13 protein-coding genes are annotated in these 14576 nt (G+C 61.9%); 2 read left to right on the top strand and 11 right to left on the bottom strand.

The window, feature by feature from the left end; all coding sequences use genetic code 11:
• Nucleotides 1–17 precede the first annotated feature (17 nt).
• The 4 genes from hpnE to AB8B20_RS09605 form a co-directional block, all read right to left on the bottom strand.
• Entirely contained in the window at nt 18–1268 is a 1251-nt protein-coding gene (gene hpnE / locus AB8B20_RS09590) for a hydroxysqualene dehydroxylase HpnE (protein WP_439072393.1), read from the bottom strand.
• On the bottom strand, nt 1268–2122 hold the full coding sequence (gene hpnD, locus AB8B20_RS09595) for a presqualene diphosphate synthase HpnD (RefSeq protein WP_374725736.1): 855 nt from the start codon (nt 2120–2122) through the stop codon (nt 1268–1270). Before hpnD ends, hpnE begins: the two co-directional genes overlap by 1 nt.
• Nucleotides 2119–3000, bottom strand: a complete 882-nt coding sequence (gene hpnC / locus AB8B20_RS09600; protein WP_089265074.1) for a squalene synthase HpnC — start codon at nt 2998–3000, stop codon at nt 2119–2121. The genes hpnD and hpnC overlap by 4 nt, the downstream gene beginning before the upstream one ends.
• A gap of 231 nt (nt 3001–3231) precedes the next feature.
• On the bottom strand, nt 3232–3474 hold the full coding sequence (locus AB8B20_RS09605; RefSeq protein WP_068735855.1) for a cysteine rich repeat-containing protein: 243 nt from the start codon (nt 3472–3474) through the stop codon (nt 3232–3234).
• Between the two features lie 439 nt (nt 3475–3913).
• On the opposite strand from AB8B20_RS09605, the gene AB8B20_RS09610 reads away from it, so the two are divergent.
• The gene (locus AB8B20_RS09610) at nt 3914–4414 is read left to right on the top strand and encodes a hypothetical protein (RefSeq protein WP_068735853.1); all 501 of its coding nucleotides are present in this window, start codon (nt 3914–3916) and stop codon (nt 4412–4414) included.
• 52 nt (nt 4415–4466) lie between these two features.
• On the opposite strand, the gene AB8B20_RS09615 is transcribed toward AB8B20_RS09610, so the two are convergent.
• Genes AB8B20_RS09615 through AB8B20_RS09630 form a run of 4 tightly spaced genes read right to left on the bottom strand, consistent with a single transcriptional unit; the run spans nt 4467 to nt 8511 of the window.
• The gene (locus AB8B20_RS09615) at nt 4467–5975 is read right to left on the bottom strand and encodes an amidohydrolase family protein (protein ID WP_439072395.1); all 1509 of its coding nucleotides are present in this window, start codon (nt 5973–5975) and stop codon (nt 4467–4469) included.
• 10 nt (nt 5976–5985) lie between these two features.
• Complete coding sequence (locus AB8B20_RS09620; RefSeq protein ID WP_093757285.1) at nt 5986–6777, bottom strand: ABC transporter permease; 792 nt, start codon at nt 6775–6777, stop codon at nt 5986–5988.
• Entirely contained in the window at nt 6767–7534 is a 768-nt protein-coding gene (locus tag AB8B20_RS09625; RefSeq protein ID WP_439072396.1) for an ABC transporter ATP-binding protein, read from the bottom strand. Before AB8B20_RS09625 ends, AB8B20_RS09620 begins: the two co-directional genes overlap by 11 nt.
• A complete protein-coding gene (locus AB8B20_RS09630) occupies nt 7531–8511 on the bottom strand; it encodes an ABC transporter substrate-binding protein (protein WP_439072398.1) in 981 nt (326 codons plus the stop codon). Before AB8B20_RS09630 ends, AB8B20_RS09625 begins: the two co-directional genes overlap by 4 nt.
• Nucleotides 8512–8649: 138 nt before the next feature.
• On the opposite strand from AB8B20_RS09630, the gene AB8B20_RS09635 reads away from it, so the two are divergent.
• Nucleotides 8650–9549 (top strand): LysR family transcriptional regulator, encoded by a 900-nt coding sequence (locus tag AB8B20_RS09635; protein ID WP_439072399.1) that lies wholly within the window; start codon nt 8650–8652, stop codon nt 9547–9549.
• Between the two features lie 23 nt (nt 9550–9572).
• On the opposite strand, the gene AB8B20_RS09640 is transcribed toward AB8B20_RS09635, so the two are convergent.
• The 3 genes from AB8B20_RS09640 to AB8B20_RS09650 all read right to left on the bottom strand — a co-directional run bounded on the left by AB8B20_RS09640 (nt 9573) and on the right by AB8B20_RS09650 (nt 14545).
• Nucleotides 9573–11912, bottom strand: coding sequence for an efflux RND transporter permease subunit (locus AB8B20_RS09640; RefSeq protein ID WP_231079997.1), 2340 nt, complete (start codon nt 11910–11912; stop codon nt 9573–9575).
• Nucleotides 11913–12159: 247 nt separating this feature from the next.
• Nucleotides 12160–12945, bottom strand: coding sequence for an ethanolamine ammonia-lyase subunit EutC (gene eutC / locus AB8B20_RS09645; RefSeq protein WP_439072400.1), 786 nt, complete (start codon nt 12943–12945; stop codon nt 12160–12162).
• Nucleotides 12946–12961: 16 nt separating this feature from the next.
• Nucleotides 12962–14545, bottom strand: a complete 1584-nt coding sequence (locus AB8B20_RS09650; protein ID WP_439072401.1) for a B12-binding domain-containing radical SAM protein — start codon at nt 14543–14545, stop codon at nt 12962–12964.
• Nucleotides 14546–14576: the final 31 nt, after the last annotated feature.

Consider the following 14576-nt stretch of genomic DNA (forward strand, 5'->3'; position numbering starts at 1 on the left):
GTCTGGCTGCGCAACGGTCAGCGCATCGCCAGAACGAGATCGGCCGCGCGGTCACCCGACCGCACCGATCCCTCAATAGTCGCCGGCAGACCGGTATCGGTCCAATCGCCTGCAAGAAACAGGTTCTTGAAATCGGTGCGCGTGCCCGGACGCAGGGCATCTTGGGCAGGCGTAGCCGCAAAAGTAGCACGGCGCTCGCGCACGATCTGCCAGGCGGGCAGCGGCGCCTGGATATTCGAAATCTTGCAGATCTCGTCCCAGATCTGTTGCGCAAACTGTTCGCGCGGTGTGTTCACAAAACGATCGCCATTGCTGATCGTGATCGACAGGCGATTGTGGAAAGCAAACAGCCATTCCACCACACCGCCGACAACGCCAATCAGCGGCGCGTGGCCTGCTGGCGGAACATAATTGAAATGCGCATTCACGATCGCGCGGAATTCGGTCGGCGTCTTCACACCAGGCAATAGCGACTTCGCGGCCCATGGCGGAACCGCCATCACGACGACATCGTCCGCGCTAAGCGTGATGACGTCTTCAGCGCCAAACTTCAGCTCGGTGACGCGATCACCACTCATGGTGTAACCGCGCAGCTCATGGCCAAAATGAACGCCGGCGCCCTTGGCGCGCAGCAATTCGATCGCAGGCTCGACCAGAACATCGCTAAGACCAGCGCGCGCGATCAACGGGCGGCACGCTTGGCCGCCTGCCAGCAGCGTTTCGCGCACGATGGCGCCGGCCAGACCAGCCGAACCTTCCGGCGGATCGACATTGAGCGCGGCCAGCAACAGTGGCTGTACCAGACGATCGTAGAGGACGCCTTCACAGCGAATGGCATCGCCGACCAGGCGACTATTCGATGACCAGATCAGCGGCGACAGCGCAAGATAATCGGCGACTGATGTGTCCGGGACGCGGCGCGTCTTGTCGAACAACCATGTCGGGATCTTGCCATCGCCGAGATCGAGCTGCCAGCGCTTGCCAGTCTTGGCATCGGCAAATGCGAATTGTGCCCGCTGCGGACCAACGAGCCCGGCTTCGGTGCCGATCGACTTTGCATAAGCGACGACATGGCTGTTGCCCGACAGAACCAGGTGGTTGCCGTTGTCGATCTGGAGCTGGGTCTGCGCGTCGAAATACGACCGGCAGCGGCCACCGGCCTGCTGCGTCGCCTCATGGACGTGGAGCTTGAAGCCGGCATTGACGAGACGCACGGCGGCCGACAGGCCGGAAACGCCGGCACCAATGATATGAGCGGTCTTTTGCATCAGATGATCGCGTATCGCAGCAGGATCGCTATCTTGGAGGCCTTGCCGAGACGAACGGGGTCGCGCGGCAAAGCAAAGCCGCGCGCCACCAGCAATTCCAGGATGGCGTGATAATATTTCGACATGATCCGTGGCGCGCGCACCACGCGGCGCTTGTTACGCGCCATGATCTCGTCGGACTTTTCGAAATGCGCCTGCGCCCGCTTCACCAGCGGCACACAGACCTTCGGCAATGCCGGGCTGGCGCGCACCACGTCGGGATCGCTCGACGTGATGCCGGCGTGATAGAGCAGCTCACGCGGCAGATAGAGACGACCGATACCGGCGTCTTCGTCGATATCGCGCAGGATATTGGTGATCTGCAGCGCACGGCCGAGATGATGAGCAAGCAGAATGCCATCTTCGTCCGGCATGCCGAACACCTTCACCGATAGGCGGCCGACGGCACTGGCAACACGATCGCAATACAGATCGAGCGTTGCGTCATCGGGCGCGCGAATATCTGCAGGGATATCCATCTCCATGCCGTCGATGACGGCGATGAAATCCTCCTTGCGCATGCCGAATTGCTTGATTGGCCCGGCATAGTCGCGCACCCGCGCTGGCGGATTGCCTGCATAGAGCGCATCGATATCTGCGCGCCACTGCTGCATGTCGGCGAGCCTGACGTCGCGCGGACCATCGGAATCCGCGATATCGTCGACCTGACGGCAGAAGCTGTAGATCTGGAACATCGCATCGCGCTGGGCACGCGGCAGAATGCGCATCGCGGCATAGAACGAGCTGCCGGCAGCAACGCCCTGAACCTCGCTCTGAGATTCACTATTATTCACCTGGCTCGTCATCTGGTTCATGCGCCCGGCGTCGTCGAACGAGGCATCGGCGCGCTGGTGGTCGCGCGGCGCCACAGCCCGCCGGCAATGCCGGCCAGCGCGTAGCCTGCCATGCTGGCCTTCGAGAGATGGACCTTCTCGCTGAGCGGATCGCGCACTTTCAGCATCTTCAGGATCTGCCAGGCAAAAGTCTCGATGACGGCGACATCGCAGCCAAGCCGGACGTCCGCGATATGAACCGTCAGCGTCTCGCTCTCATGCATCAGGGTCTCGGTCTTGGCGACCAGCTCGCGAATACAGGCCAGCAGCGCCGGCGACGCCTTTGCCTGCTTGAGATCGTCCACCGAGGCGCCGTGCCGGTCCAGCGTGTCCTGCGGAATGTAGACCCGATCGAGATCGCGATAGTCGTTGCCACAATCCTGCAGGTGATTGTTGATCTGCAAGGCCGCGCACAGCGCATCCGACGCCGGCCAGGTGGCTTTGCTTTCGCCGTGCACGTCGAGCATGAAACGTCCGACCGGCATCGCCGAGAACGAACAATAATGAATGAGCTCATCCCAGTCGGCGTAGCGCAGCTTGGTCACGTCCATCCGGAAGGCTGTTAGGACGTCGAGCGCATGACGCGGGGGCATCTCGCGCATCTGGAGCGCCTCGCGCAGAACGACGGCTTCGGCCTGGCCGTCACCCTGACCGAGCAGGTCGGCCTCCAGCTCGTCGAGCAGAGCCAGTTTTGCAGGCGCATCGAGCAGCGCGTGATCGGCAATGTCGTCTGCGGTCCGGACGAAATTATAGAAGGCAAGAATCAGCGCCCGGTGGCGCGGATGGATAATCCACGACGCGACAGGAAAATTCTCGTCACGATCGGTCTTGCCGGATCGCAGTTCGCTCGCAGGGGTCATCCAGAACTGGCTACGTTGGATTTGAACAGGGTGGCTCGGGGGCCGCCAAGGTCCGGTAATACCGGCAGGCGGGGTCGGCCGCGAGCCCCCATATAGGGCAAATTGGCCCGTGAGACCAATGCCAATATGCCACTTTCGGCCGCAGCCAGTGCCGGGCCGGATCACGTCTTGGCGGGCTCGCGGCGAGACCAAAACGGCGCCACGAGCCCGGAATCTCGCATTAGGGCGGGGTTATTGGCCGTGGCTGACCAGAACGTCGTTGCAGGCCTTGCTGATCTTGGGGCGGTTTTCCTTCAGGCAGGACAGAACCACGAGGTCGCCCTGATCCATGACGGCGCGGCAGAGCTTCTGCACGTCGCGGGTGCAGGCCTTCTGCTCCGCGTCGGTGCCGCTGCGGGGCTGGTTTTGCTGGGCCAATGCACCGGTCGAGGCAGATGCGGAAAGCACGGACAGTACCAGGAGAAATTTACGCATTGTCTTCCTTCAGTATGGTGACGAGATCACAGCCCGTGTGGTGCATAGCATAAACTGAAACATTCGCATCGCCGGGAAGGCTTTATCTTCAGGCACATCGGCGAATTCGCGGCGATGGATGCAATCAGGACACAGAACATTCCCGCCCCCACAGACACGAATAAATGCGGCGAAAACTTGCGCACATGGCCGCACCAGCTGCAGGGCCGGCCGATGCCACCCCCGCAGGGCAAGATAAGGTTTTAGGACAATTGTTCAGACGCGCATGACCTCCACCCGTTCCGCTCCGGGAACCTTCGCGCTTGTGGGCGGTGACATGTTACTTTTACAATCGTCCAATTATGATCGCTCTATTGAACCTAAAGATGTGCAGCGACACTTAAGCCTCGATGAGGCGCGGCATAACTCGGTTACACAGCGCTATTTTGGGAAAACTTACATGACATTCCATTCTGCAAAGCGGTTCGGGCACGCCCTCAAGGCCGCTGGCGCTGGCGCGATCCTGCTGCTGTCGGTGTCCGCAGGCCATGCCCAGTCCGGACCGTTCGCCGGCTTCGACGGGGCCTGGAGCGGTACCGGAACGGTCTCCATGTCGGACGGCTCCTCGGAGCGCATTCGCTGCCGGGCGACCTACAAGGTGGATGGCGGCGGCAGCGCCCTGGCGCAGACGCTGCGCTGCGCCAGCGACAGCTACAAGTTCGACCTCTCCAGCAATGTCACCAGCCAGGGCAACAATGTTTCGGGCAGCTGGAGCGAAGCCAGCCGCAACGTCTACGGCAATCTGGTCGGCAAGGCCGGCGGCGGCCAGATCGACGTCTTCGTCGAGGCTGCGGGTTTTGCCGCCAACATCACGCTGACGACCCGCGGCAACAAGCAGTCGGTGTCGATCAGCTCCAAGGGCGAAATTCGCGGCGTTTCGATCAATATGGTCAAGAGCTGAGACGTGACCCGTGCAATCAGGTGCGAAGCCACAGGCTTCGCGCCGCAGAAATTCATTCGACCTCGTCGCATAGATAGCGATTGATCTGGTAGGGACGCGCTGCCAGTCCCGGACAGAACGATGCCACCACAGGCTCCAGGCGCTCGAACAGACCACGCCATTCCGCATTGAGTATCTCGAGCCGATCTCGCGCGGCCTCCGCTTCCCGTGCCAGTCTGGCCATGTCCAGCGTCAGCAAGCGGCCGTCGCGAACCACAAAGCTGCCGCCGATCATCACGTGGCGCACCGAGGTCGCATCTTCGGTATGAACCAGTTGGTTGACGCTCCAGTTGTGCGGGATCCAGTTGATCGCCCCGAGATCCAGGAACACGATGTCGGCCTTGTAGCCCGGCGCCAATACGCCGGTATGCGACAGCCCGAGCGCCCGCGCCGAGCCGGCCGTGGCAGCATAATAAATCTCCTCGACCGCAGCCCATTTGCGTGGGTCGGGCCCTTGTACCTTGGAGGCCATCGATGCGTAGCGCATCGCCTCATACATGTTTTGATTGTCGGAGCAGTTCGCACCGTCTGTCCCGATGCCGACATTGACGCCGAGGTCGAGCGCACGGCGCATCCTGAACAGGCCGTTGCCCAGCCGCATGTTGCTGCCAGCGTTATGCGCCAGCGAGGCGCCACGGTCGGCCATCAGCCGAAAATCATCATCATCGAGCCAGACCGCATGAGCCGCGGAGAATTGTTCGTTGATCAGGCCTAGTTCGTCGAGATGCGCAATCAGCGTCTTACCGTAACGTTCCTTGCCGACCACCGCCTGCACCTTGCTCTCGCCGACATGGCTCTGCAGGGGAATGCCATGGTCGCGTGCCAGCTTGGCGCAGCCGCACATGAAACTGTCGCTGCAATGGATCGGAATGGTCGGCGCCACCGCAGGTCGGATGTCATGTGAAGACCATTTCCAGCGTTCGAGAATCGATCCGATGGCCGAAATAGTCCGATCGCCCGGCCCCAGCCGTAGCCGATCGACCTGGTGCTGAAGATCTTCCGGAAGCGCATCGCGCAGTCCGGGAATGGCTTCGTAGAAACTGTGATCCGCGACCATCGGCGCGATGACGGCACGCATGCCGACTTCCGCATAGGCCTCAGCGACGGCATCCATGCCGTCGATGCTCGGTGCCGGATATTCGTAGTACAGATCATAGGCCGCGGTGCAGCCTTTCAGCACCATTTCGGCAGCGCAGATCTGGGTCGTGAGCTTCTTGTCCTGCAGCGAGCGGCTACCGCTAATCCACGGGGCGGCAGCCAGCAGTACCTCCAGCGTCCAGCGATCGCCCTGCCCGCGGCCGAGGCCACCATGGCCATGGGTATGGGCGTTGACGAGGCCGGCATGAACCAGCATGCCGGAGGCATCGACGATGTTCGCGCCGTCTGGCGCGGCAAGATCAAGCCCCATTTCCGCAATGATCCCGTCTTTGATCAGAATATCGCCCTTCACGCCGCGGCGGGACCCCGCGTCGGAGATCAAAGCGTCACGGATCAGTACATATCCCGGATAGTTCTTTGCCATTGCACCTGACCTAGTTGTTGTCGTTGGAGTTGCTGTCCAGATTGCTCGACCACGGCACGAGCAGGCGCTCGATGACCTCGACCAGTTGGAACAGCGCGATGCCCATGATGGCGAGAATCACCACCGCGCCGAACGCGACCGGTGTGCGGAAGAACGCCATCGAGGTCTGGATCAGATAGCCGAGGCCGGAATCCGCGCCGACGAATTCGGCCACCACGGCACCCACTACGCAAAGGGCAGCCGCGACGCGCAATCCGCCGAACACGAAAGGCAAAGCGTATGGCAGACGGATGCGCAGCAATTCCTGGACACGGGTCGCGCGGCACGAACGTCCGAGTTCGATCAGTTCGGGCGGCGCGGCCAAGAGTCCCGCGACAGAACTCACCACGAGCGGGAAGAACGCGACGAGGAAGGTAATGATCACCCTTGAAAACTCGTTGGCCCCGAGTGCCACCAGAAGAATCGGCGCCAGTGCCACCTTGGGCACCGACTGGGTGAGCACCAGCAGTGGATAGATTGCCGCCGACATCGTGCGCGAGCTTGCAATCAGCATGGCAAGCGGCAGGCTGATCGCAATGGAAGCCGCGAGCCCGAGCAGAACGGTCCGCAGCGTAGTCACCGTATGCATGGCGATGTTGGGCCAGACCGGTACTACCGCTGTCCAGATCGCGCTCGGCGACGGCAACAGGAACGGCCTGATGCCAAACCCTCGGCAGAGCAGTTCCCAGCCGAGCAGGAATGTCAGGGTCGACACGATGACCGGCAGGTTGCGGCGGCCCCAGTCTGCAGCATTAGTGAGCATGGGCCGCTCCGCCATAGATCCGGTCGCGGATCAGTTTCGAGCAGCGGTGGAATTCCGCGCTGGCTTCCTGGTCGAACGATCGCGGGCGAGGCAGATTGACCTCCACGATCTCCGCGACACGGCCCGGCCGCGGCGACATCACCACGACCCGATCCGCAAGCAGCACGGCTTCGGAAATCGAATGAGTCACGAACAGCACCGCCATCGGATTTGCCTGCCACAACGCGAGCAGGGACAGACTCATCTCCTCGCGCGTCAGAGCATCGAGTGCGCCGAATGGTTCATCCATGAGCAGGATGCGCGGCTGTTGCACAAGGCCGCGGCAGATCGCGACGCGTTGCTGCATGCCGCCAGAGAGTTCTCGCGGCATCCGATGCTCGAAGCCCGCGAGACCCGCCGAATGCAGCAGCACGCGAGCGCGCTCGCGCGCTTCGGGCCCATCACCGCCAGACAGGCCCAATGGAAATGCAACGTTGCGCTCCACATTCATCCACGGCAGCAGGGTCGGCGATTGGAACACCATCGCCGTGCCTTTCGTCGCCCCTGTGACCAGTTTGCCGTCGAGCGTGAGATGCCCGATATCGGGCAGCACCAATCCGGCCACCATGCGCAGCAACGTCGACTTGCCGCAGCCGGAGGCACCGACGATGGCAACGAACTCCCCCGGCCGTATGGAGATCGTGACGTCGTCCAGCGCCTGCACATGGCCGCCGCGGCGGGTCTTGAAGGTCTTGCCGACCCGGGCAAGCGAGATCACGGGACGAAACTGTCGTCGATGGCCTGGGCCGGATTCCACGATGCATCGAGTTTGAGGCTCTCGGCCACGGCCTTCCACGTATCTGCCAGGCGATCTTTTGCGAAGTGCCCCTGCCCTGTTGCACGCTGGTGATCGTTGAAGATGAAGCCCATGGTGGCCTTCTGCGACGCTTCGCATTCGTCCTGCAGGACTTCCGGATTTTTCTGCACATGGAGCTTGCAGGTCTCGACCGGATTGTCGCGCGCCCACGCGTAACTCTTCACAGCGGCACCGACGAAACGCCTCACGAGATCCGGATTGGTCTTGATCGTCTCATCGGTGGCGATCAACGATGACGCATAGATCGCAAAGCCCGCCGAGACGAAGGGCAGCGCTACGATTTCCTCGCCGGCCTGCGTGGCTGCCTTGTTCTGATAGTATTGATGGATGGAGTAGAATGGCGCCGCATCGACGCGCTTGGCAATCAACATCGCCGCCATTGCCGATGCGTCCGTCGTGACCCAGGTTACGCTCTCCGGGTCGATTCCGACCCGGCGTGCGACTTCCGGAAAATAGATCCGGTGACTGTTGCCCGGGCTCACGGCGATTTTCTTGCCGGCAAGATCCTTGAAGCCCTTGATCGCTGACGATTTCAGAATGAACAGCGAGTGCGGCGAATAGGTATAGACCGCCACAATCGATTTGACCGGTACTGACTGTTGCGCGCGTCCCGCGAGCACCGCGCCGACGTCGGCAACGCCGAACTTGGCCGCGCCTGCCGCCACCTTGTTCACCGTGTCGCCCGATCCATAACCCCTGACGATGGTGAGATCGATACCAGCGTCCTTGAAAAATCCGCGCTGCTGGCCCGCAAAATACGCCGCGTGCTCCCCTGTCGGGATCCAGTCGAGCTGCAATATGGCCTTATCCTCGGCGTATGCGCCTTGCGACAGGCCTGCGGCCAATACAACCGCCAGCAGTAAACGCTTCATGCTCATGAACAACCTCGTGAATGTTGCAGTCCGGCTGCCGCCGTTCTCCTCCATTCCCAAGCAACACTGATGCCGAGATACCGGCTGGCATTGTCCAAAAATGAAAGTATGATTTTCAATTATAGACAGTGGCGGGGCAGCAAGATGGCCGCGTTTACATGGGACGACCTGCGCGTGGTGCTGGCCATCGAATCCAGCGGCACGGCGCTTGGCGCTGCCAAGCAGCTGGATGTCAGCCACAGCACGGTCCTGCGCCGGCTGGCAACGCTCGAGCTCGCGCTGGACACCAAACTGTTCCGGCGCAGTGAGGGCCGCCTGATTGTGAGCCCGCCCGCGGCCGCGCTGATCGCGAAGGCACGATCAATTGCGGAAGCCCTCGACGCGCTTCCGCAACTGATCGATGGCCCTCATTCAGAGCTGGAAGGGGTCGTTCGCGTTGCCGCGCCCCACGCATTGATCTGTCACGCGCTGACCGATGCCTTCGCCGATTTCCGCAACACGCACCCTTCGATCCGGATCGCACTATGCGCCGACATGCAGTTCGACGAATTCCGGCGCGGCCACGCCGACGTCGCACTGCGGATCAGTCTTGCGGTTCCCAACGAACTCGGAATCCGCCGGCTCTGCGACTACCGCTTCGCCCTTTACGCCCGTGATGATCTGGCGCTCCGCCTGCGTGAGGGTGCCACGTTGGCGGAGATGCCTTTTATCCTTCTCTCCGACGCAAGCCGCGAGATGCCGGAGCGGAAGTGGATGGTCAGTCTCGCCAAGGGGCGTGCACCGGCGGTGGAAGCCAGCTCGACCGTTTCGCTGCGCGCGGCGGTGGCCTCTGGCCTGGGCGTCGGAGTGCTTCCCTGCTACGTGGGCGATGCCCTGCCTGGCGTCACGCGTATCGAGATGGGTCCTGCGGCGCCCCGCGAGGGCATCTACCTGATCACCCATCCGACCCAGAGCAAGCTGGCCAGGTCGCGTGCGGTTGCCGACTTCCTGGTCAAGTTCATAGCGCACAATCGCGACATGTTTTCCGGCGTCAGACGTAGCTGAGCGGCAGATGCAGCGCCGGTTGACTACTTCTCTTGCTTCGCCAGAACCGAACTGCCGGTGAGGCGCTGCTGCAGATTGATCAGCCACATCGCGGTCGGGCGCAGGATGAACAGGTCGGCCACTAGTGCCGCGACCATCGAGAAGGCACTGAGCCAGCCGAACAGCCGCAGTGACGGCAGATCCGAGAATACCGTCACCACGAGGCCGCAGGCCAGCACCACCGTCGTCAGGATCAGCGCGGGACCAACGAGCACAGTCGCACGCTCGACGGCGATCGCGGGATCGGTGCCCGGCGTGTCTTCCAGACGCAAGCGGTTGAGGAAGTGAATCGTCGCGCTGAGGCCGAGGCCGAATGACACCGTGAGTGCCACCACACTGGCGAATTGCAGCCCCTCCCCGAGCAGCCACAACACAAAGCCGGCCAGCACCACCGGGAAGATGCCCGGCAGGATACAGGCCAGCATCACCACCCACGAGCGGAATGCGAGGCCGATGAAGACGGCGACCAGACCGAACTCGATGGTCAGGCCGTGATTGAGCTTCTCGATCATCCCGGCGCTGTTACGCGCCGCGATCGCCGAGAGGCCGGTCACCGCGATCTCATAGCCCGGGTGCTTGGTGCGAACGGCATTCAGCGCATTGTCGAGCTTGTCGACCACCGGCAGGATCTTGCTCGAATCGCTGTCGGGCACACGGCCGGACACCACCACCGCCGTCTGATCCGCCGAGATGAAGCGGCGCACCAGATGCTCAGGGATGACGCTGACATATTCCTTCAGCGTCGCGACATCCGACGAACCGGCCTTCTCCGCCAGCCAGCGCCGCAACGTCTCCAGCGACCAGACGTTACCCACGCCGGCCTGCTTCTCGACCATGGCGTGAACTTCGGCGATGGTTGCCAACGTGTCCGGCGAATAGAGATCCGCGCCCTTCGGAAACTCGATCAGCACGTCGATCGGATTGGCGCCGGTGAGCTTGGCGTCGAGCCGTCCGCTGGCGGCGACCGCCTGCTCCTTGTCCGGCACTTGATCGGCCAGCCGATAGCGCGGCTCGAGATTGGCGTAAACGATCCCGAGACCAACGACGACGACGAGCGAGATCAGGCTGAACAGGCCAGGACGGCCGACCATGCGCACCGCGATCCAGTAACAGAAGGCGCGCAGCGCCTGCACGCCGGCATCGGCGGTCTGGAACTTGGCAGCGAAGATCTTCTCGTTGCGCACCAGCAGCACACCGAACACCGGCACCAGCGACAGCACCGCGACCAGCGCGATGATGGTGGCCGTGAGACCGGCCTCGCCGAAGGCGCGGATCAGGTCCGAGTCGGAGAACTGCAACGCCAGGAAGGAAATACCGGCGGTGCCATGGGTGAGGACGCAGGCCGGACCCACGACACGAACTGCATTCGTAAATGCTGAATACTTGTCCTCGCCTGCGATCAACCGGTCACGCGCCGCGAAAGTGAGCTGCATCGAGTCGGCAAAACTGATCACCATGATCAGCGGCGTCATCACATTGAGGAACATGTTAAGGCTGAAGCCGGCCCAGCCGAGCGCGCCGAGCGACAACAGGATCGCCAGCAGCGGCGGAAACGCCGCGATGATCATGAACGAGATCTTGCGGAAGAAGATGATCGCAATGACGCAGCCGGCGAGAATACCGGCGATGTTATAGATCAGGCCGTCGCGCTCGACCGCATTGCGGATTTCGAGCTGCATCACCGGCACGCCCGACAATTCCTTGGTCAGACCGCTATTGGCCAGGTCCTCATTCATGGTCTTGCGGATATCGGCAACCACGGTGCTGAGCTTGCTGTTGCTGACCACGGCCGGGTCGAGCGACAGCACCACCAGCGCCAGAGTTCCATCGTCGGACAAAAGCTTGCCGCGGATCAGCTCGTTCTGCTTCACCGTCTCGATGAACTTGTCGTAGTCGGCACCTTCAGGAAGATCGTTGGGAAACAGCGCTGCCGGCAACTTGCCGGGGGCCGGCGTCTGACGCGCCGAGAAGATCGAGATCAGCCCGCGCACGCCATCGACCAATTGCAGGTCGGTGACGAGGTCGCGCATCTTTCCAAGATTGTCGCGCGCAAGCAGCGTCTTGCCTTCGAGCACCACGAGCACGTCGAACTCGGTGGACGGGAAGCGCTTCGTCACTTCCTCGTATTGCTTGTATTCCTTGCTGTCAGAACGAAATAGCTGGCTCAGCGAATCGTCGATCTTGATGCGCTGGATGCCAAAGATCGCACCGATCACCAGCGCGAGCAGGATCACGCAGGACAGGACCGGCGCCTTCACCGCGATCAGACCGATGCGCTCAAGCCCGAAGGCGATGCTGATCGGCCCCTTGCGCAATTTATTCATATCGGCGTCGTGGGGGGGAACCGTATCGTGCATACCCTGTCCAGTCCTGTCGTCAGCGGCGTCTGCCTAGCAAGCGTCGCGGGCAGTAGTAAGGCTGGAATCGGTGAGACCGAACAGCGCTAGCCCTTGAAAACATGCGGTAAATTTGCCGCGGGCAGATGTAGCAGGTCTGTATGACACATCGCAAGGCGGCGAGCGCGCAGAGGTTGCGTTTCAGGTCACAAAATGGAGCGCAAAGGCTGTTGTTTCAAGCTGGTGCAACGAGCGGTGCTACCAGTTCCAGACCGCTTTCGTCTTTCAGAGCCACACCGGTCATATTGCGATTCAGCCCTTCGCGCGCCAGCCAGGCAATCTTGCTCGCTGCCTCCTCGAAGGACAGACCGGCCACCTGGATGTTCGACACGCAGTTGCGCGCAGCGTCCGTCAGACCCGGCCGCGGTGCGAAGGTCAGGTAGGCACCGAGACTCTGCGGCGCCGAGAGACCCGGACGTTCGCCGATCAGCATGATCGTCATCCGCGCCCTCAATAACGCACCGATCTCGTCGCCGAGCGCGACTCTGGCGCCGCCGGCAACCACGACAGCGCCGATCCCGACCCCCGCCAATTTGGGCATTAAGGCACCCAGCAGGCCAAGCGCGTGCGCATTGACCGCAGCCGGAGACAGGCCGTCCGCAATCACGATCACCAGATCGCACGCGGCGCTGTCGCGACCTTTAAGCATCTCCTGTGACTCGCGAGACAGTCGGCGGCCGAGATCGGGGCGCTTGAGATAGTCGGCCCGATCCGCGACCTGGCTCGTCACCACCAGCGCGCTCGTCCCCAGCCCGGCCAGTGCGGCCGCGATGGCTTCGGCCTCGAAGGGCGCATGGACCGCGTCACGTGCGCGGGCATGGTCGAGCGTGAAATCAAGCAGGGCCCGCGTGGTCAGACTGGCTCCGGCCCGGCCGAGCCCGACACGCGCCGGCGTCAACGCCCGCAGCTCCGCGAGGGAGCGCTGCTGCACCGGCGGCGTCACATCATTCCGATCTGTCATGACGCCAGCCTATCGCTCATTCGGCCGGAACGGCAGCGTCCTGCAGCTTCAACGAATAATAGGACGCGTTGGTCTGACCACCGGACGCATCGCGGGCAAAGTTGATCAGGTGGTGCGCCACCATGATCCCGCTGATGAGATATTCGATCTCGCCACGGGCCAGCCGACGGAGCGCGAATTTCCAGAACGCCCGCTTGTAATCACCAAGCACGCCGACCTTCCAGAAGATGTTGCGCAACATCACCAGCCCGAGCCGGATGCTCTTCCAGGTCAGCATGGCCCCGATCGGCGGCTTGATCCGGTTGGGATAGGTGTGGCGGATCTGGTATTCGAAACGCTCGAGCAGTTTTTCTGGCACATAGGCACTGCCCATGGCGCGCCGCCAGCTTTTCACGACGTCCTCATACGGCAACAGGAAGTCGACGTTGGAATCGCGGCCCTCGTCCTCGTTCAGGCGTCCTTCCTTCTTCAACCTGTCCCAAAGCGGCGTCTGCGGCAGCGCCTGCAGCAGGTTGATGGTCAGAAGCGGAATCTGTGACGTTTCCACGAACTCGAGCAAATGCTGGCCGGTCTCGGGCTTGTCGGTATCGAGGCCGAGGATGATGCCGGACACGACTTCCATGCCAAAACTGTTCAGCGTCTCGATCGCCTCCATGATGGGGACCATCATGTTGTGATCCTTCTTCATCGCCTTAAGGGCGACGGGATCGGGCGTCTCGATGCCGCAGAAGATCGTGCCGAACCAGGCTTCGCGCATCAGCGAAAGGATTTCCGGCCGCTTGGCGATGTTCAGCGTCGCTTCGCAGGACAGGCGCAAGACAAAACCGGTCCTCTTCTGCCACTCGACGAGATGCGGCAGCAGATCGAGTGCGGCCTTGCGGTTGCCGATGAAGTTGTCATCGACGAAATAGACCGAGCCCATGATGCCGCATTCGAGCAGCTTGTCGAGTTCGGCGGTGATCTGCTCAGGCGACTTCAGGCGCGGATTGCGACCATAGAGGCCGGGGATATCGCAGAATTCGCACTGATACGGGCAGCCCGAGGAATACTGGATGCTGCCCAGGAAGTAGCGCGGAATATCGGCCAGTTCATAGGCCGGAATCGGAAACCTGGTCATGTCCAGACGGTCGGTGGTCTTCAGCACGACTTGCCGGTCCGGGCGCGATGTATCCTTTTCCAGGATATCGATCAGTTGATCGGTGGCATCACCGAGTTCGCCGATATGGAGATAGTCGAAAGCCGGGTAGTAGTCGGGGCATGACGAGACCGACGGCCCTCCGATCGCCACCGGAAGATCGTAGGAATGCGCGCGGTAGCAGATGTCGTTCATCTGCGTGCGCTGGATGTGCATGCCTGACACCAGCACAACTTCGGCCCAGAGGAAATCATTGGGCGTGGCGGCGCGGATGTTCTCGTCGATGAAACGGACTTCCCAGTTCTCGGGCATATAGGCGGCAATCAGCAGCAAGCCCTGGGGAGGCATGAAGGCCTGAACGCCGTCGGTCAGAGGATATGAATATTCAAACGTACCAAATGAAGACGTGTATCGCGGAAAGACGCACAGAATGCGCCGGACCGTCTGCCTGCCCTCAGCTCTCATCAAAATTCCTCTGTGAATGCATCAGCAGTCC

Source organism: Tardiphaga sp. 866_E4_N1_4, from assembly GCF_052076075.1.
Lineage (GTDB): Bacteria > Pseudomonadota > Alphaproteobacteria > Rhizobiales > Xanthobacteraceae > Tardiphaga > Tardiphaga robiniae.